This is a genomic window from Actinoallomurus bryophytorum (assembly GCF_006716425.1).
Taxonomy (GTDB): domain Bacteria; phylum Actinomycetota; class Actinomycetes; order Streptosporangiales; family Streptosporangiaceae; genus Actinoallomurus; species Actinoallomurus bryophytorum.
Genome location: NZ_VFOZ01000001.1, coordinates 2,348,433 through 2,365,970, shown reverse-complemented (window position 1 = coordinate 2,365,970; position 17,538 = coordinate 2,348,433). Strand labels below are relative to the sequence as shown.

At 70.2% G+C, this 17,538-nt stretch carries 17 protein-coding genes; 11 read left to right on the top strand and 6 right to left on the bottom strand.

The features are described from left to right. Nucleotides 1–11: 11 nt before the first annotated feature. The gene (locus tag FB559_RS11100; protein ID WP_246121513.1) at nucleotides 12–968 is read left to right on the top strand and encodes a LuxR C-terminal-related transcriptional regulator; all 957 of its coding nucleotides are present in this window, start codon (nucleotides 12–14) and stop codon (nucleotides 966–968) included. Between the two features lie 208 nt (nucleotides 969–1,176). Beyond that, nucleotides 1,177–2,253: a hypothetical protein gene (locus tag FB559_RS11095; protein ID WP_141955537.1), complete on the top strand. Its 1,077-nt coding sequence runs from the start codon at nucleotides 1,177–1,179 to the stop codon at nucleotides 2,251–2,253. 7 nt (nucleotides 2,254–2,260) lie between these two features. Here the strand turns inward: FB559_RS11095 and FB559_RS11090 are convergent, their stop codons facing one another. After that, a complete protein-coding gene (locus FB559_RS11090; RefSeq protein WP_141955536.1) occupies nucleotides 2,261–3,064 on the bottom strand; it encodes a helix-turn-helix transcriptional regulator in 804 nt (267 codons plus the stop codon). A gap of 72 nt (nucleotides 3,065–3,136) precedes the next feature. Between FB559_RS11090 and FB559_RS11085 the strand changes: the two genes are divergently transcribed. Further along, nucleotides 3,137–3,850: an SDR family oxidoreductase gene (locus FB559_RS11085; RefSeq protein WP_141955535.1), complete on the top strand. Its 714-nt coding sequence runs from the start codon at nucleotides 3,137–3,139 to the stop codon at nucleotides 3,848–3,850. Between the two features lie 107 nt (nucleotides 3,851–3,957). Next, the gene (locus FB559_RS11080) at nucleotides 3,958–4,680 is read left to right on the top strand and encodes a CHAP domain-containing protein (RefSeq protein WP_141955534.1); all 723 of its coding nucleotides are present in this window, start codon (nucleotides 3,958–3,960) and stop codon (nucleotides 4,678–4,680) included. Between the two features lie 32 nt (nucleotides 4,681–4,712). On the opposite strand, the gene FB559_RS11075 is transcribed toward FB559_RS11080, so the two are convergent. Together FB559_RS11075 and FB559_RS11070 are read right to left on the bottom strand one after the other, a co-directional pair. Continuing rightward, nucleotides 4,713–5,615: an NADP-dependent oxidoreductase gene (locus FB559_RS11075; protein WP_141955533.1), complete on the bottom strand. Its 903-nt coding sequence runs from the start codon at nucleotides 5,613–5,615 to the stop codon at nucleotides 4,713–4,715. A 132-nt stretch (nucleotides 5,616–5,747) separates the two neighbouring features. After that, on the bottom strand, nucleotides 5,748–6,587 hold the full coding sequence (locus tag FB559_RS11070) for an alpha/beta fold hydrolase (protein ID WP_141955532.1): 840 nt from the start codon (nucleotides 6,585–6,587) through the stop codon (nucleotides 5,748–5,750). A gap of 136 nt (nucleotides 6,588–6,723) precedes the next feature. On the opposite strand from FB559_RS11070, the gene FB559_RS11065 reads away from it, so the two are divergent. After that, nucleotides 6,724–7,389 (top strand): response regulator, encoded by a 666-nt coding sequence (locus FB559_RS11065; RefSeq protein WP_141955531.1) that lies wholly within the window; start codon nucleotides 6,724–6,726, stop codon nucleotides 7,387–7,389. Here the strand turns inward: FB559_RS11065 and FB559_RS11060 are convergent. Beyond that, nucleotides 7,352–8,674 (bottom strand): sensor histidine kinase, encoded by a 1,323-nt coding sequence (locus FB559_RS11060; protein ID WP_246121511.1) that lies wholly within the window; start codon nucleotides 8,672–8,674, stop codon nucleotides 7,352–7,354. The genes FB559_RS11065 and FB559_RS11060 overlap by 38 nt on opposite strands. Nucleotides 8,675–8,851: 177 nt before the next feature. Between FB559_RS11060 and FB559_RS11055 the strand changes: the two genes are divergently transcribed. Both FB559_RS11055 and FB559_RS11050 read left to right on the top strand, forming a co-directional pair. Next, entirely contained in the window at nucleotides 8,852–9,973 is a 1,122-nt protein-coding gene (locus tag FB559_RS11055; RefSeq protein WP_221639970.1) for a serine hydrolase domain-containing protein, read from the top strand. Between the two features lie 25 nt (nucleotides 9,974–9,998). Further along, nucleotides 9,999–11,558: an alpha/beta hydrolase gene (locus FB559_RS11050; protein ID WP_141955530.1), complete on the top strand. Its 1,560-nt coding sequence runs from the start codon at nucleotides 9,999–10,001 to the stop codon at nucleotides 11,556–11,558. A 23-nt stretch (nucleotides 11,559–11,581) separates the two neighbouring features. Here the strand turns inward: FB559_RS11050 and FB559_RS11045 are convergent, their stop codons facing one another. After that, complete coding sequence (locus tag FB559_RS11045) at nucleotides 11,582–12,652, bottom strand: hypothetical protein (RefSeq protein WP_141955529.1); 1,071 nt, start codon at nucleotides 12,650–12,652, stop codon at nucleotides 11,582–11,584. Between the two features lie 396 nt (nucleotides 12,653–13,048). Between FB559_RS11045 and FB559_RS11040 the strand changes: the two genes are divergently transcribed. After that, on the top strand, nucleotides 13,049–14,413 hold the full coding sequence (locus tag FB559_RS11040) for a DUF4214 domain-containing protein (protein ID WP_185792145.1): 1,365 nt from the start codon (nucleotides 13,049–13,051) through the stop codon (nucleotides 14,411–14,413). A gap of 17 nt (nucleotides 14,414–14,430) precedes the next feature. Here the strand turns inward: FB559_RS11040 and FB559_RS11035 are convergent, their stop codons facing one another. Next, complete coding sequence (locus tag FB559_RS11035; protein WP_141955527.1) at nucleotides 14,431–15,315, bottom strand: TIGR03560 family F420-dependent LLM class oxidoreductase; 885 nt, start codon at nucleotides 15,313–15,315, stop codon at nucleotides 14,431–14,433. An 88-nt stretch (nucleotides 15,316–15,403) separates the two neighbouring features. On the opposite strand from FB559_RS11035, the gene FB559_RS11030 reads away from it, so the two are divergent. The 3 genes from FB559_RS11030 (at nucleotide 15,404) to FB559_RS45430 (ending at nucleotide 17,493) form a co-directional block, all read left to right on the top strand. Then, nucleotides 15,404–16,063, top strand: coding sequence for a TetR/AcrR family transcriptional regulator (locus FB559_RS11030; RefSeq protein ID WP_141955526.1), 660 nt, complete (start codon nucleotides 15,404–15,406; stop codon nucleotides 16,061–16,063). 51 nt (nucleotides 16,064–16,114) lie between these two features. Further along, nucleotides 16,115–16,552 carry a nitroreductase family deazaflavin-dependent oxidoreductase gene (locus FB559_RS11025; protein ID WP_141955525.1) on the top strand — a complete coding sequence of 146 codons (438 nt, stop codon included), beginning with the start codon at nucleotides 16,115–16,117 and terminating at the stop codon, nucleotides 16,550–16,552. 221 nt (nucleotides 16,553–16,773) lie between these two features. Further along, on the top strand, nucleotides 16,774–17,493 hold the full coding sequence (locus FB559_RS45430) for an HAD family hydrolase (RefSeq protein WP_141955524.1): 720 nt from the start codon (nucleotides 16,774–16,776) through the stop codon (nucleotides 17,491–17,493). Nucleotides 17,494–17,538 lie beyond the last annotated feature (45 nt).

Genomic DNA, 17,538 nt, shown 5'->3' with positions numbered 1-17,538 from the left:
CTTTCTCGATCATGCCCAGCAAAGGACATCCGTTCACGCCGGACATCGCGGTGATACTCCGCGACGCGGACCGAAAGCTGAGAGCACGCAGCGGCAGAGGCCGTCATGCACTGTACGACTACTGGCGGGTCACGATGGGCAAGATCTGCCGCGTGGACGCCTTTTACGTCGGCTTCTATCGGAGCGATCGCACCATCGTCTACCCGTACAACTATGACGACAACAAATACGTCTATCCGGAGGTTCACACCTACGGCGATGATGGAATGGCCGCCTGGATCCTCGCGAACAGGCGCCCGTACACGATCGCCGAGGACGAGGGCCGGCTCCTCCGCCAGGGGATGTCGTTCGGGGAGGAGACGCTGGACTCCGCCGACGCGGTGGTGGTGCCGATCCTGGGCGAGGACTCCCCGATCGGCCTGGCCTCGATCCAGTCGTATGAAACGGACTCCTACACCGACGAGCACGTACGGGCGTTCGAGTGGACCGCCCGATCGGTGGCGACGACCCTGGCACGCGAGCAGGAGGACGAGCTCAACCGCCGGGCCCTGGGCGTGGGCGCCGATCCGCGCGATGCCAAGCCGACGTCGATCGCCGAGATCGTCTCCGACATCTCGACCAGGCTCAGCTCTCTTCAGCTGACGATCGATGCCCTGGTGGAGAAGATCCCGCCGGGCGAGGTCCGGTCCCAGGGCGATGTCGTGAAGGATGCCTGCGAGCGGCTCCAGACGGAGCTCATGGACATCCTCAGCCGTCCCGTCGTCGAGGGCGACGAGCTCTACGAGAAGCTGACGCCACGGGAGAGGCAGATCGCCTACCTGATCGCGGACGGCCTCGACAATGAGGAGATCGCGGCCCGGCTGAGCATCGCCGCGACGACGGTGAAGACCCATGTCTCGCGGATTCTCGCCAAGTACGGGGTCAGGCAGCGCGCCGCCGTCGCAGCCAAGGTCCGGCCGCTGCGTTGACGGCGGTCCCGGTCACGGACCATCGCCGTGTCCGGCGAAAGCCGATAACGGATGGGCCTCTGTCGCATATCGGGCAATTCCGGCGAAGTATCGTGCCTCGACATCACCGAGTCGAGGGGGGCCCGTGGGCGGTGGACCGGCTGACGACCAAGAACCACGGCCCGGGTCCGGCGATGGTGGGGGACCCAGAGATCTTGCCGGTCCCGCCGTGCTGGAGGGGCCGCCGCCCGCGCCGTCGTACGACATCGGTGCTCCGTCATCGAAGAGGCGGGCCGTCGCCCTCGTCCTGGCCCTCGCCGCCCTCGTCGCGGTGGTGATCGCCGTGGCCGGCGTCACGGGAGACGATCCACCTTCCGTCAAGACGGCGCACGAGGCCGGCCGGAACCTCACCAAGACGGCGGCCCTGGCCCTCAACGGCACCTACGCCGGAGGCCATGCGATGTTCACCGTCACCAGGGCCGGCACCGCACGGGGCTCGTATACGGCCGGTGCCGGACAGGTGGCCCGGATCGACGTCGGTGGCAGGACCTACCTCAAGGCCGATTCGCGCTTCTGGAAGGCGAGCGGCCGGTCCTCCGCCGTGGCCGCCCGTGCCGATGGCGCCTGGACCACGGCGCCGTACGACGCCGTGGAGCTGAGCCTCGGGGACCTGTCCCCGAGCCGGCTCGGACAGAACCTGCGGGAGGCGGCAGACGACCTGCCCGTGCGGCGGACCACGCTGAACGGCGTCAAGGCGATCAGGCTGACCACCGCCGGGTCGACGTACTTCCTGTCGAGGAGCGAATCGCCGCGCGTCCTGCGCGTCCAGGGCGACGGGTTCTCCTTCGACGTCACACCGCTGCCCTCCTCGGCCACGGACATCTTCTTCTCGACGCTGCGGAAGGAGGCCGGAGACCTCGAGGGCGCCTACGACCCCGACGTGAGCTTTCCGCGGACGGCGGGGAGGACCCACTTCGGCACTTGCCGCATGTCGGGCTGTACGGCCGAAGGCAGGGTCGAGCCGGATGCCAGGGGCGGCCGGGGGCCGATCCAGGTCGTCACGACCGTGGACTTCAGGGCACCCACGGGAGCCGTCATCTCGCGATGCTCCGACTCCGCCACGTCCACCAAGCCCCGGATCGCCTTCTCCTGCCGGACCGGCGGGACCAGGTGGGCGTCGTGGTATCGCTCACACCACGGACGGTCCGGCGTCCGGGCGTACCCGAGGTTCGGCGCCACGGTGAACTCCGCCGAGGACGTCTCCCACCTGCTCACCCTGCTGGCGCGAGAGCAGCAGACCGGCTGAAGGGCGTTCAGGCGGTACGCCGGAGCACATGGCGCAGGGCACGGGCGGAGGCGGTGCCCGGGTCGGCGGTGATGAAGACGACCTGCTGGTCGTCGTCCGGGACGGCGAGGACGTCGCAGTTGAGACGCAGCCGGCCGAGCTCCGGGTGGGCCGCCGTCTTCACCCGGTGGCCGGGTGTGTGCACCGGGTCGGTGTTCCAGACCTCGGTGAACTCCTCACTGCCGGCATGCAGCTCCGCCAGCAGGCCGGCGAGTCGCTCGTCGCGGGGATAGCGGTCGGCGGCGCTCCGCAGCCGGGCCACCGCGATGCGGGCGAACTCCTCGGCGCCCGAGATCTCATAGGGGCTGAGGCGCAGAAACCGCCGGCGGGCCAGGTTGGGCACCTCCCTCAGGTCGCCCAGCAGGGCCTCCGCCAGCGGGTTCCAGGCGATCACGTCGTACGTGGCGTCGGTGACGACGGCTCCAGCCTCGGGCATCCGGCGCAGCAGTCCGGCGATGTACGGGCGGACCTGACGAGACGGGCCGGCGGGCGGCGTCGGGTTCGCGCCGGCCAGCCGGAAGAGGTGCGTCCGCTCGGCCGGGTCGAGCCGGAGCGCGCGGGTGATCGAGTCGAGGATCCGCGGTGACGGGTGCGGGCCCCTCGCCTGCTCGAGCCGTACGTAGTAGTCCACGGACATGTTGGCCAGGTCGGCGACCTCCTCACGGCGCAGGCCGGGCGTTCGCCGGCGTGGGCCGGTGGGCAGGCCGACGTCGGCGGGGCGCAGATCCTCCCGCCGGTCGCGCAGGAAACGGGCCAGCTCCTGTCTCGCCATCCGCCACCTCCTCGAGTCCCAGGTATCGGTTGTACCTGGATCGGCCACTCTGCCGACGTCATCGTCGACACCATGAACAATTCCACGGCACTCGTCACCGGCGCCAACAAGGGCATCGGTAAGGAGATCGCACGGCAGCTCGCGGCCGCCGGGCTCACCGTCCATATGGGTTCGCGCGACGCCGGACGGGGGCGACGGGCCGCCGACGAGATCGACGGCGACACCCGGCCGCTGGTTCTCGACGTCACCGATGACACGAGCATCGCCGACGCCGCGCGGCAGGTCCCGCACCTGGACATCCTGGTCAACAACGCCGGCATCTCCGTCGACGGCCGGCCGGCCACCGAGGCGGACGTCGACAGCTTCCGCCGTACCTATGAGACGAACCTGTTCGGGGTCCTCGCGGTCACCAACGCGTTCCTGCCGGCACTGCGCCGGTCCGCGAGCCCCCGGATCGTGAACATCTCCAGCGGGACCGGATCACTGTCCTGGAGTACGGGCCCTGAGCCGCGTTTCCCGCCGGAGGGCTCGTCCGCCGCCTACCGGTCCTCGAAGACGGCACTCAACGCGCTGACGCTCTTCTACGCGCAGGCGCTCGCCGGCGAGAACTTCAAGGTGAACGCGCTCGCGCCTGGTCTGCGGGCCACCGACCTCAACGCGCGCGCCGCCGCCAGCGACGGGGATCCGGCCGAGTCCGCGGAGGGTGCCGTCCGGCTGGCACTGCTGGCGGATGACGGTCCGACCGGCGAGTTCTTCTCCTGGGACGGAACCGCCATGCCCTGGTGACCGGCCCGACCCCGGGGGTTCTTGTGAACTTGTCACAGTCAAGTCTTTAAGTCGGTTAATTATTGACTTAGCGTCAGAGGGGAGCAAAAGCCAGAGAGGGGTTCAACGTGGCCTGGATCGGACGAAGCGGGCTGGTGATCGCCGCGAGTGCGGGCGCGATCATGCTCGGCGCCTCAGCGGCGAGCGCGGCGACCGGCACGGTCAACACCAGCGGAACGGCCCTGGCCGTACGCTCCGGTGCGGGCACGGGGTACGGCTCGGTCGGGAGCGTCGCGGACGGAGGCGGCGTCACGATCAGCTGCCAGACGCGTGGTACGACGATCACCGGCACGTACGGCACCAGCAGCGTCTGGGACAAGATCACAAGTCCGGCCGGTTACGTGTCGGACTCCTACGTCTACACCGGTTCGGACGGCACCGTCGCGCCGCCGTGCGTCCAGACGCTCACCGATGACTATCCGTACAAGGCCGACTCGTCGAGCCAGGCGGACCCGTGGAACTTCTACAAACGGGAATGTGTCTCGTTCGCGGCCTGGCGGGTCCGCCAGCGGCTGGGCGTCGACCTCACCAACGCCTACCGCGGCGTGCACTGGGGCAACGCCATCAACTGGGACAACGCCGCGCTCTCCGCGGGAGTCAAGGTCGACCACACGGCGAAGGTCGGCGCGATCGCCCAGTACAACACTGGAACGTACGGTCACGTCGCCTATGTCGCACGGGTGAACGGCGACGGCACCATCCTCCTTGAGGAGTACAACTACCTCAGCGCGCACAACTACGACACCCGTACGGTCACCGCGAGCAGCGTCGGAAACTACCTCCACTTCTGACCGGTCTCTCGAGCGCGGCCGGGGCCGGGATGTCAGGCGACGGTGATGACGAGCCGTCCGGCGACGTGGCCGGCGGCGCTCGCCTCCTGGGCGTCGGCCGTCTCGCCGAGCGGATAGGTCTTCGCGACCGGGATGCGGAAAACGCCCTCCTCGTACAGGCGGGCGGCCTCGGTGAACGCCGCCGCCTGGTTCGCGGAGGCGAAGGAGACCTGCGCGCCGTGTTCGGGGGCGGTGAAGTCGGCGATGGACACGACCTTGGCCGGGTCGCCGGTGATTTCGACGAGCTCCGGGATGACACCCGACCCGGCGATGTCGAGTGCGGCGTCGACACCGTCCGGCGCCAGGGCGCGGACGCGGTCGGCGAGGCCGTCACCGTACGTCGTGGCGGTCGCGCCCAGCTCGCGCAGATAGTCCTGGTTACGGGCGCTTGCGGTGCCGATGACCGTGATGCCGCGCTGCCGGGCGATCTGTACGGTGGCGGAGCCGACGCCGCCCGCCGCGCCGCTGACCAGCAGGGTCTGACCCGGCTGGACGCCGACCTGGTCGATGATCCGGATCGCGGTCTCCACCGGGACCGGGTAGCCCGCGGCCTCCTCGAAGGAGAGGGCGGCGGGTTTGGCCGCCCAGTGCGACAGCACGGCGTACTCGGCGGTCGTGGCGGTGCCGTTGCCGAAGACCGCGTCGCCCACGGCCGTACCCTCGACGCCCTCACCGACCTCGTCCACGACGCCGGCCGCGTCGACGCCGGTGCCGGCGGGCAGCGGTATCGGCCGCTGGTCGCGCATGTACCCGGCACGGATCTTCCAGTCGATCCCGTTCACACCGGCCGCCCGTACGGCGATCCGGATCTGACCTGGGCCCGGGTGTGGTGGCTCCACGTCGACGAGCTCGAGTACGTCAGGGCCTCCATACGTGGCGTACCGCACGGCTTTCATTGGATCTTCCCCTCGTCCCGCCGACCACCGATCGCGGCCGGATCCGCGTCCTGTCCCGCCGCCAACTCCGTGATGAACGCGGCTATTCCCCGGGGGTGAAGCCGGGAAGGCACGGGCGGTGTGACGCCGCGGTCATTTCAGGAACGCGGCGGTGGTCGTGGTGAATCGGGTGGGGTCGTCGAGCCAGGGAAAGTGGCCGGCCCCCGGCTGGACGACGAGCGTGGCGTACGGGAACAGGCCGGCGAAGCCGGTCATGACGCGTGGAGGGGCCGCGATGTCGAACTCCCCGGCGAGGAGCAGGACCGGCGCGCCGAAGGCGGCCAGGGCCGCGCGGGTAGCCTCGGGGTCGTAGGCGCCCTCGGAGCCGAAGACGGTGGCGGCCTCCTCGTTGCGCTGCCGCTCACCGGCCGCGTAATGGTCACGCGCCGCGTCGTCCCACCGGCCATAGGTGAAGGGTGCGATGGCCGCCCAGTCGCCGTCCGTGGCCTGCCCCGCCGCGATCGTCTCGAAGGCCGCCGACGCCGGCCCGAACCACGGCTCGCCCGCGCGCAGCCGGATCGGCTCGCGCCGGTCATCGCCGGTGACGGTGATGCCGACGGCGTAGGTGCTCGGCGCGATCAGGGCGAGCCTGCCGATCCGCTCGGGGTGCCGGGCCGCGTAGAGCACGGCGAGGTTCGCGCCGGCGGAGTGCGCGAGCAGGTTCATCCGGTCGAGGCCGAGGTGCTCGCGCAGCGCCTCGACGTCGTCGACGAGGCGGTCGCACCGGTAGGAGGAGGTCTCCGCGGGTGTCTCGGACCGCCCGGTGCCCCGATGGTCCGGCAGGATCAGCCGCAGCCGCCCGGACAGGCCGCCGAGGTCGCCCAGGTAGGCCGAGTCCTGCATCGGGCCGCCTGGTAGGCACACCACCGGGGTGCCGTCTCCGGACACGCGGTAGGCGAGCCGTGTTCCGTCGTACGCGGAGAGAGTAGGCACGGACGGGATGGTCCCAGCGCCACTCCCCGCGGGCAATCGAATAAACCCGCCGGTGACCGGCCCGTGGCACCCACGGACAGGGCTGCGCGTGTTCCGGCACAATGTGGCGACGCCATGACACTGAGCAGGAGGCCGGGTGCGTTCGGAGCGCTCTGCGAAAGTCGTGCTCGCCGAGGACGGAGTGCTGCTGCGCGAGGGCCTCAGCGGGCTCCTCGAACGCTTCGGCTACCAGGTCATGGCGTCCGTGGGGGACGTCGACGCCCTGATGGCGGCCGTCGAGGAGCACGGGCCGGACCTCGTCATCACCGATATCCGGATGCCGCCGACCTTCAGCGACGAGGGGCTGCGGGCGGCCGTGACGCTGCGGTCCCGCCATCCCGACCTGGCCGTGGTGGCGTTGAGCCAGTACGTGGAGCGGACCTACGCCGGTGAGCTGCTCGATCCGGAGGGCGCCGCCGGCGTCGGCTATCTCCTCAAGGACCGGATCGGCGACGTGGCGGAGTTCCTGGACGCACTGCGGCGCGTCCTCGACGGGGACACGGTCATCGATCCCGAGGTGGTTCATCAGCTGCTGCGTGATCGGACGGACCCGATCCGGCGGTTGACGGCGCGGGAGCGTGAGGTACTCGGGCTCATGGCGGAGGGGCAGTCGAACACCGCGATCGGCCGGAACCTTGTGATCACGGAGGCCGCGGTCAGCAAGCACATCGCCAACATCCTGGCCAAGCTGGACCTGCCGCCGACGCAGGATCACCATCGCCGTGTCATGGCGATTCTGGCCTATCTTCGCGACTCGCCGTAGCGCCGGGACCACACGGGACGGTGAGCCGGAGCACGGTCGGTCCGCCGCAAGGGCTGACCAGGGTCAGCGTGCCGTCCACGACGGCGGCGCGGTCGTCAAGGCCCTCCAGCCCGCCGCCGGTGCGGACGCTCGCGCCGCCGACACCGTCGTCCTCGATCTCGACGGTGAGCAGGTCCGCGGCGAGGCGGCCACGGACCGTCACGCGGTCGGCGCAGGCGTGTTTGACGACATTGGTGAGGGCCTCGCTGACGACGAAGTACGCCGTCGCCTCCACCGCCGGCGGCAGTCGCCCCGGGAGGCATACGTCGACGTGAGCGGGGGCCGCCGACCGGCGGGCCAGCTCGGTGAGCGCGGGCGGCAGGCCCCGGTCGGTCAGGAGCTGGGGATGGACGCCCTGCACGATTTCGCGTAGCTCGGCGAGTGCCTGCCTGGCGTCCTCGTGCGCGGCGGCCACCAGGGTCGCGGCCTCGCCGGTGGTGCCGAGCTCGATGCGGGCGATGCCGAGCTTCATGGTGAGGGAGACCAGGCGTTGCTGGGCGCCGTCGTGCAGGTCGCGCTCGATCCGGCGTCGTTCCGCCTCGAAGGCGTCCACCAGCCGACGGCGCGAGAGTGAGATCTGGGCGACCTGCGCGGCCAGCTGTTCCTCGCGGCAGCCGAGCAGCAGGCGGGCGAGCGTGGCGTGCCCCGCCGCGACGAACGTCATCAGATACGCCCCCATGACGGCGACCAGTGCCGCGAGGAGCACGCCGGCCACCGTCGCACCCGGGCCGGACAGCGAGAACACCACCAGGGCGACGGTGGTGTGGGGGTAGACCAGCGAGCCGATCGCGGCGAACAGCAGGGCGCCGGTCAGCAGCGGGATGCCGCAGGCCACGAGAAGGTCGACGGGCCCCAGACCGATCGCCAGCAGCACCGTGTAGGCGAACTCCCGCCAGGTCGCCCCCTCGCCCATTCTGGTGCGTACCCAGGCGGAGGGGCCGGGTGCCGCCGGGGCGCGATGCCCTCCGGTCACGGGAAGCGGATCGACCAGCCGCAGCCGGAGGCGTTCGACCTCGGCGACCGGAACGCCGAGCAGGACCACGCCCGGCAGCAGCAACAGCCCGACCAGGACCAGCGCGAGCACGGCCCCGCTCAAGGTCAGCAGGACCAGCGTGACCATGCACGCCAGTCCGACGACCGCGCCACTGAGCAGATAGGCGAAGGACCGCCACGGCCGGCTCGATGACAGGAAACGGACCGGGCCGCCCGCCATGGCCTGCCACGAAGTGCGCGCGACGGATGCCACAGCACCCGAAGCTACCGTGGCCACCGGCCACCGGCACTAGTCCCTGCACTAGTCCTGGGACTGGAGCCCGCGCCAGTGACCGCGCCCTCCCTTTCGCGGTCCCCTGGCGTCATGGGAAATCGGTCGTTTCTTGGGAAGAACCCCGCCGTCCGGAAAGGAAGGCGCCGGGGGCTCGCGGTGGCCGGCGCCGGGCTGGCCATGGCGCTGGCCGGTGCCGCTCCCGCCGGCGCCGGCGACATGCCGGCGAGGCCGGATGGATGCGGCGGACACGCAGGTCTCCAGCGGGAACTGGACGCACTGACCGGCCAGTACGGCATGGCGGGAGCGGCCGCGCAGGTGGACGACCCGGCCTGCGGGCGGTGGACCGGCACCAGTGGACTGGCCGACGTGCGGACCGGCCGGCCGATGCGCGGCGGCGAACGGATCCGGATCGGCAGCACGACCAAGTCCTTCACCGCGACGGTGGTGCTGCAGCTCGCCGCCGAACGACGTGTCGCGCTGGACGCCTCGGTGGAGCACTACCTGCCCGGTCTGATCCGCTCGAACGGCTACGACGGCAGAAAGATCACCGTACGGGAGCTCCTCCAGCACACCAGCGGCCTTCCCGATCACGTCGCCGCACTCGACTGGGATCACGTCCAGCAGTGGCGCTTCCAGCACTTCGAGCCGCGCGAGGAGGTCGCGACGGCGCTCGCCCAGCCGCATCCCACGGAGAGCTGGACCTACTCGACGACCAACTTCGTCATCGCCGGAATGATCATCCAGAAGGTCACCGGCCACGACCCGACCACCGAGATCACCCGGCGGATCATCTCGCCACTGGGGTTGCGGGACACCTACTGGCCCGGTGACTCGCGTCGCATCAGAGGACCGCATCCGCGCGGCTACCAGGCCGCCGACACCGGACGGGTCGATGTCAGCGACTTCAACATGTCGTACGGGGGCGTCGGCGGTGCGCTGGTGTCCAGTCTCGCCGACGAGAACCGGTTCTTCGCCGCGCTGCTCGGCGGCCGGCTGTTGCCCAAAGCCCTGCTCGCACAGATGACCACCACGGTGCCCGCCGACCCGGACCGTACATGGAAGGACGCCAGGTACGGCCTCGGACTGATCTCCACCCCGCTCAGGTGCGGCGGTCTGTACTGGGGCCACGGAGGCAGCGTGCCCGGCTACGACACGGCCGGCGGGATCGCCCCCGGCGGCCGGCGCGTGCAACTCGTCCTCAACCAGAGCGTCGACTCCGAGCAGGCGTACCTGACCATGCACGACGCCGTTCAGACCGCCTTGTGCGAAGACCGCTGACACTCGTCACCGCGAAAGGACATTCATGATCACGATCCGATCTGTTCCGAAGAAGACGCTGGCCGGCCTGGCCGTCGCCGGACTGGCCGCGGGCGGCCTCGTCGCCACCTCGGGAGCCTCGGCCTCCAGCGCTCTTTCCCGGTACTACGCCCAGAACATCGCCTGGCAGAAATGTCAGCAGAGCTCAACCGACGACCTGGGCAAGGGACTCGACCAGGCCGGGGTCCGGTGCGCCGAGCTGCGGGTGCCGCTCGACTACGCCGACCCGGGCGGTCGCTCCATCTCGGTGACGATCTCACGGCTCAAGGCCACCGACACGGCTCACCGGATCGGCGCGATGCTGCTCAACGGGGGAGGCCCCGGCGGTGGGTCGATCGACCTGCCGCCCGACTTCCGTACGCTCATGAAGGACGCCGGGCCACGCTATGACCTGATCGGCATGGACCCGCGGTCCAGCGGGCGCAGCACTCCGCTGGACTGCGGCTGGCCGACCGGCACCTTCACCCGCTCGGCCGGGCTCGACCGCGCCGGGTTCGAGCGGACGGTCGGGTTCGAGCGCGACCTGGCCACCCGATGCGCCAAGGCCTCCCCCGGCATGCTGGCTTACATCAGCACCCGCAACACTGCACGTGACATGGACGTCGTCCGTGCCGCTCTGGGGGAGCGGAAGATCTCGTACTGGGGAGGGTCGTACGGCACCTACCTCGGCGCGGTCTACACCCAGCTGTTCCCCCGCAACGCCGACCGCGTCGTGCTCGACAGCGCCGTGGACCCGCGCCGGTACGGCGCCGAGGAAATGCTGGCGGACGCCGCCCCGGCGAACGAGGCCGCACTGCACGACTGGGCGGCATGGGCCGCCCGCCACGACGGCGAATACCACCTGGGCGACGCTCCGGGCGCGGTGCTGGCCACCGTGGACCGCATCGACCGCGCCGCGGCGAAACGGCCGCTGGAGGTCGGCCGCTACCGAGTGGACGAGCACTTGGTGCCCTTCGTGCTGTTCAACGGCCTGGACGACGACCGCGACGAGGCCAGTGCCGGCCTGGCCGCCGCCGTAGGCGTGCTCAAGGACGCCGCCGGCGGTGCCAAGGTCCAGCCCACCCCCAACCTCGAGGACACCCTGAACTTCATGCTGACCGACGCGGCCTCGGCGACCGGCAGCTCACAGGCGGCCGTCTTCTGCGGCGACCGCACGGTCGACCGGGACCCGGAGGTCTACTGGCGGAAGATCGAACGCAGCCGCGTGCACGAGCCCTTCCTCGGCCCGTTCCTCACCGACATCAGTCCCTGTGCCTTCTGGCCCGTGTCACCGCGTGAGCGTCCCACCCAGGTGCACAACGGTGTTCCAGCGCTGATCGTGGCCTCGACCGGCGACACGCGCACCATCTACCAGGGCGGGCAGGCTCTGCATCGCCTGATGACCGGCTCCCGGCTGCTGACGCTGAGCGGCGCGCGCATTCACGCCGTCTATCCGCGATACGGCGACGACTGCGTCAACGACGCCGTGAACGCCTACTTGAGCACGGGCGACCTTCCCGCCGCCGACTCGGTGTGCGTCAAGAACGGCACTCCGGCCGCCCGGTGAGACAGGCGGCCGAAATGACGCTCTCAGCACCTCCAGCGCACCGGCCACTGGGTCGAAGTCTGCTTATCGCCGTCCCAGACCCAGTCGCTTCCGTAGACGACGTCCGCGTCGGTCAACGCGAAGACCGAGCCGCCACTCATGTTGGGATCGTCGACGGGCAGCGGCCGCTCGACGCCCTGCTGCAGCAGCACCATGTCGCCGTATCCCGGGTTCAGCGCGACCGAGCCGCCGCTGTTGATCGCGACGGGCCGGCCTCGCGCCGGCAGTTCGGTCGCCTCACCAGAGCGAGCGTCCCAGGCCACAGCGTGATCGCGGCCCTGCTCCGTCCCGGCGACCCGCCCGTTCCGTATCGTCAGCGCCTGAGTGTGCGCGTCCGGCACCAGCCCGGGGAGGAATCGCCACGACCCGTCGGCCGACCAGGCCACGGCGCGCTCATTGAGAACCTCGGCCTTCGCATAATCCCATTGCGTGACGTAGCCCACGACGGTGCCGTCATCGTCGATGTCGGATACCCGGGCCTCGTTGAAACCGTCCGGCCTGGGGAGTTTCCGTACCGCGTTGTCCGCCGACCAGACGACCGCGTAGCCGTCCCACGCGTTGGCGGCGTAGAAGGCAGTGCCGGCGATCTCGCCGCCGCTGTTGATCACGGTCGGTTCGGTGGACCGCGCCGACTCCGGTGAGGGCAGGCCGGTGACCTGACCGTTTTTGTACCGCCAGCCTTGGACGTCGTCGCCTTCGCTGGTGAGGGCGACGATCTCACCGCTCCGGTTGACATCTTGGGGACTCGCATCGCCGTGACCGGTGGGGATGCGGAGTTCCCGCGCCGTACCGTCCTGCCACAGGACATTGTGGTCATTCTCGTCTGTGTCCCGCGATGTTCCGATTTGATAGCGCCCGCCCGGGTCGCCGCTCAGCACGTTCGTGCTGGTCGAATCGGGCAGCACCGGCATGATCTCCCGGGCGCACGGTTCGGCCGCGGCCGATGCGGATGCCGGGTGCGCCGCCGCGGCCGACAGCACGACGGCGAGCACGGCCGCCGCCGACCCCCAGATGTTCATTTTTAATTTCATGACTGTTCCTCTCGGAAATCGCACAGCCGTAACGTTGGGAATCAAATGAAGGTGAATCCCGCATAGGCCGATTGAGAAATATCTTGGTGAGCTCCGAGGAACGACACAATCATTTCCATATTCTTTCAACTGACCACATGGCGCGTCTCCGCGCCGTTAGCTTTGGCCGACACATCCGATGGTGGTGCAAGGGCGAGGTGCGTTGTGGTAAGTCAGGTCCGGCGTTTTGTCTGTGCGATGGTGACGTTGTCGCTGGTAGGCGCCGGATCGGTCGTCTGGGTTCGTCCCAGTGAGGCGGCCGGCCGGGTGCCGGCGCAGTTCGTCGCGAAACTGTACAGCGAGGCACTGGGCAGGATTCCGGATGCCGGCGGCTGGACCTCCCACCTCAACGCTGTGACCGACAGAGGCTGCAATGCCCCCGTGATTCGGGACCTGATACGCGAGTTCTACACCTCCGGAGAATTCCTGAGCCTGGACTACGACAATCAGGCGCGGGTGCTCGCCCTCTACAGAGGCGCGCTCAATCGTGAACCGGAACAGAGCGGCCTTGACCATCACACCGCCCAGCTCGATACGGGTGAGTTGACCTGGCCACAGCTCGTGGACGGCTTCGTCACCACTCCCGAGCTGAGCGATCTGGCCTCGACGATCTGCGGTGCCGGAACCAGTTACCACTTCGGCACCCAGCCGGCACCGAACCTGACGCCGTCAGGATCCGGCTTCGGCGGTGGCACCGGAGCGCAGTTGCAGGCCCTGCTGGACGCCGCGCCGGCCGGCGGCACCGTCTACCTCGCGCAGAAGGCGGTGGTGCGGCTGACCGCCACGCTGGACATCCCCAAGGGCAAGACGCTGGCGACCCGCGGGCTGCCGGCGCCCAGCCGTTATGCGATGCAGGGCCGGCTGGTCCGCTCCGGGATGTTCGCCGCGCCGATGGTGCAGTTGGAGGGCGGTGCGCAACTGCGCAGCGTCTGGACCGACGGCCAGCGCGGCAGCTCCGCCAACTTCACCGCCGAGGCCATCAACATCCAGGCCATGGGCGGTGACGGGACCGCGGTGGTCGACTCCAAGATCTCCAATAGCCAGGGCTGGAGCAGCCTGCTGGCCTTCGGCAGCGCCGAGGGCTGGCCGTGCGCGAACATGACCATCAAGGGCAACCTCATCACCGCCTACTCCTCCGAGCATTTCCCCGTCGACGGCAACGGGCGGTGGACCGACGGTGCCTCCATCGCCTGCGAACACGCGACGGTGGAGGACAACGCCGTCATCGACGCGACCGATGTGGGCATCGTCTTGTTCCGTGCCGCCCCGGCGGTCCAGAGCTCGGCGGTCCACGGCAACCAGGTGCTCAACGCGGGCAACTCGGCCTACGGCGCGCTGGCCGTCGACGGCCTCTACGACAAGGGCGCCACCCAGGACTTCACCGGTGCGACGGTGAACGACAACGCCTTCTGGACCGGCCCTGAGACGCACGTCGACTTCGGCATCGCGGTCGGTACCCGGCCCTGGTTCGGTAGCCGGTCCGACGCCGGCACCGGTGTGACCGTCCGCGGCAACACCACCAACGGGCTGACCGCGGTGGTCGGCACCGGTATCGCGATCAGCGGCATGTACCGTGCCACGGTTCAGGGCAATGACCTGCGGCTGTCGGTCCAGTCCATCAGCTCCTGCCCGCACGTCGCCCTCGCGGTCGACGCCGACGGCTACGCCGCCGACAGCGATGTCCAGGCCGGGAGCACGCCGGTCAGGTTCACGAGCCCTGCCGGGGGCGGCTGCATCGGCCACTGACCCGGCGAAGGCCCGCGTCATCCTGGGCCGATGTCACGGAGAGCGGGGATCGCCCCGGCGAGCGTGGCCAGCGTGTCGGTGTTCCAGGGGCGCGGGGTGATGACCACCACGTGCTCGATCCCGAGCGCCGCCGTGGCCCGGCAACGCTCGACGAACGCGGCACTGGAGTCCCCGGCCTCGAGGCGGGTGCTCAGTGTCTTCTGGATGTCCTCGTACGGCCGGCCGACGTCCTGGCAGTGCCGGCCGAGCGTGGCGAGGTCCTCCCGCACCGTACGGCCCCCGTCGGGGATGTCGAACAGGTTGCACGCGTCGGCGTACCGCGCCACCAGACGCAGCGTCCGCCGCCGGCCGGCGCCGCCGATCAGGATCGGCGGGTGGGGACGGCGTACGGGCGCGGGGATCCCGCGCGGACGTGCGAGCCGGTAGTGCTTCCCGTCGAAGGGCGTGTGGTCCCCGGCCCACATCCGGCCGGCGATCCGCAGCGTCTCCTCCAGCCGTTCGAACCGTTCGGCCACAGGCGGCAGGGGCAGGCCCATGTCCTCGGCCTCGGCGCCATGGTGGCCGGCGCCGATCCCGAGCCAGGCCCGTCCGCCCGTGAGCACGTCCAGGGTGGTGACGGCCTTCACCAGCAGCGCCGGAGCCCGCAGCATCACGTTGCTCACCATGGCGCCGATGTGGATGCGTTCGGTGTGCGCGGCGACGAACCCGAGAGCCGTGTAGGCCTCCAGCATGTCGTCCGCGCCGGACGGGGCGGTGGGGTCGACCTGGAGGAGGTGGTCGGCGATCCAGAGCGTGTCGACGCCGGCCTCCTCGGCGGCGACGGCGAGCCACGCGAGCTCGGCGCCCAGCCGCGCCGGGCCGCTCGGCCAGCTGTAGTTCGTCACATTGATGCTGACGCGCATTCTCAGCACCTGCCCTTCTGCTGGACTGGATATAAACTTAGACTAGGTCTAAAGTTAGGCATAGTCCACAGTCCGGGAAGGAGGGGTGATGGGACTTCGGGAGCTCAAGAGGAAGCAGACCCGGCAGCTGATCGTCGACACGGCGTGGCGGCTGTTCGCCGACCGGGGCTTCGACGACGTGACGGTCACCGAGATCGCGAGCGAGGCACAGGTCGCCAAGGCGACCGTGTTCAACTACTTCCCGACCAAGGAAGACCTGTTCTTCCCCCGACTGGAGGACTTCGGGGCCCGGCTGGTCGAGGCGGTCGCCACCCGGGATGCCGGTGAGACGGCGCTGGCCGCCTTCCGCCGTCACCTGCTCGGCTCCGGCGGCCTGCTCGACCAGGTCGAGGCCGGTGACGCCGAAGCCCTCCACCGGTTGCGTACGGTCAACCGCGTGATCGCCGCCAGCCCGGCCCTGAGGGCGCGCGAGCGGGAGGCCTTCGCCGCCGCCGCCGCATCACTCGCCGCGCTACTCGCCTCCGAGGCCCGCGGACCGGCCGGCGACGTCGGCGCGGACGTGGCGGCGAACGCGCTGTTCGGCGTCCACTGCGCGCTGGTCGACTACGTACGCCGCCGCGTGCTGGCCGACGACCAGGTCGCTTTCCTGGCCGCCGGCTTCCGTGAGCAGGCCATCCGCGCCTTCACGCTGCTTGAAGGCGGCCTGGGGGACCGGTTCACCGCACCCTCCGGCGACCGACCCCGATGAGGCCCGTACGCGAGGCGGCGGGCCGTGAGGACAAGAAGGCGAGGCCGGATCATGGCACGGACCTACAGATCGACGTTCTTCTGGCGCCTGCGCGACCGCATCATCACATTCATGCTGACCAGGGAGATGGGGCCGCCCGGCCTCTATCTGCTCACCGTCCCGGGTCGCAGGACCGGGATTCTGAGGACGACGCCGGTCGCTCCGCTCGAGGACGACGACGGCCGCTGGCTGGTCGCGCCGTACGGTCCGGACGGCTGGGCGCGGAACGCGCGGGCGGCAGGGCGGGTGACACTGCGCCGGGGCAGCACGACCGAGTCGCTGGTCGTCACCGAGCTGCCGGCCGTGGAGGCCGCGCCGATCCTCAAACGGTACCTGGCCGAGCACCCGCGCACCGTCGGCGCCTACTTCGACGTGGACAAGGACGCCTCGCTGGAGGAGTTCGCCGCCGAGGCCGCCCGGCACCCGGTCTTCCGGCTCCAGGCGTCGTGACCGTCCGGCGCGGCGGGGCTCGCCAGGAAGGCGATCGCCGCGGCGATCTCATCGGGATGTCCCATGCGCGCTTGACGGCGACGGCCCGCGCCTGCCGGCGGTCGAACCCGGCCCGCTGTTCGCGATGCACCGCGCCACCCCGGACCAGGGGTGCGTGGTGGGCTACGGCATCCAGCCGACGCTCAAGGCCGTACCTGCCCGCGAGCACCTAAAATGTCCCCATGCCGACCCGTGCCGTGCTCTGGGACGTCGACGACACCCTGTTCGACTACACCGGAGCCGACCGTGCCGGCATGCGGAACCACCTGGCGGCCGAAGGGCTCGACGGTATGTTCCCCTCCGTCGACGAAGCCCTTCACCGCTGGCGGGTCCAGACGGACCTGCACTGGGCGAGGTTCGCCGCGCGGGACATCGACTTCCTGGGACAGCGCCGTGCGCGCGTCCGCGGCTTCCTCGGCGCGGACCTGGACGACTCCGAGGCGGATTCGTGGTTCGGGCGCTACGTGGTCCACTTCGAAGCCGGCTGGTCGCTCTTCCCCGACAGCCTCGCGGCGCTGGAGGAGCTCGCCGCCGGCTACCGGCAGGCCGTTCTGTCGAACTCCAGCCTGGACTACCAGAATCGCAAGCTGCGCATTCTCGGTGTGCGGGACCATTTCGAGGCCGTGCTGTGCGCGGCCGAGCTCGGCGCCTCCAAACCCGAAGCCGCCGCCTTCCACGCGGCGTGCGACGCGCTGAGCCTGGACCCGGGCGAGGTGCTGTACGTCGGCAACGAGCCCGACATCGACGCCGGCGGCGCGGTGGCCGCGGGGCTCACCGGAGTCTGGCTGGACCGGGACCGCGTCGGCGGGCGTCCCGAGCTGGTGCGGATCACCGATCTCGGCCAGCTTGCCGAGCTGCTGCGTCGCGATGGTCGTTCTGGAGCGCTGTCCGGCATCGAGTGACACCGTGCGCTCCCGCCGGCCGGTCCGGGCCCGCGGGACCGCCGG

What these genes read in the sequence shown, in the direction of transcription:
- FB559_RS11100 (WP_246121513.1), top strand. Translation starts at nt 12, where the DNA reads ATGCCCAGCAAAGGACATCCGTTCACGCCGGACATCGCGGTGATACTC.
- FB559_RS11090 (WP_141955536.1), bottom strand. Translation starts at nt 3,064, where the DNA reads ATGGCGAGACAGGAGCTGGCCCGTTTCCTGCGCGACCGGCGGGAGGAT.
- FB559_RS11085 (WP_141955535.1), top strand. Translation starts at nt 3,137, where the DNA reads ATGAACAATTCCACGGCACTCGTCACCGGCGCCAACAAGGGCATCGGT.
- FB559_RS11075 (WP_141955533.1), bottom strand. Translation starts at nt 5,615, where the DNA reads ATGAAAGCCGTGCGGTACGCCACGTATGGAGGCCCTGACGTACTCGAG.
- FB559_RS11050 (WP_141955530.1), top strand. Translation starts at nt 9,999, where the DNA reads ATGATCACGATCCGATCTGTTCCGAAGAAGACGCTGGCCGGCCTGGCC.
- FB559_RS11035 (WP_141955527.1), bottom strand. Translation starts at nt 15,315, where the DNA reads ATGCGCGTCAGCATCAATGTGACGAACTACAGCTGGCCGAGCGGCCCG.
- FB559_RS11030 (WP_141955526.1), top strand. Translation starts at nt 15,404, where the DNA reads ATGGGACTTCGGGAGCTCAAGAGGAAGCAGACCCGGCAGCTGATCGTC.
- FB559_RS11025 (WP_141955525.1), top strand. Translation starts at nt 16,115, where the DNA reads ATGGCACGGACCTACAGATCGACGTTCTTCTGGCGCCTGCGCGACCGC.
- FB559_RS45430 (WP_141955524.1), top strand. Translation starts at nt 16,774, where the DNA reads ATGCCGACCCGTGCCGTGCTCTGGGACGTCGACGACACCCTGTTCGAC.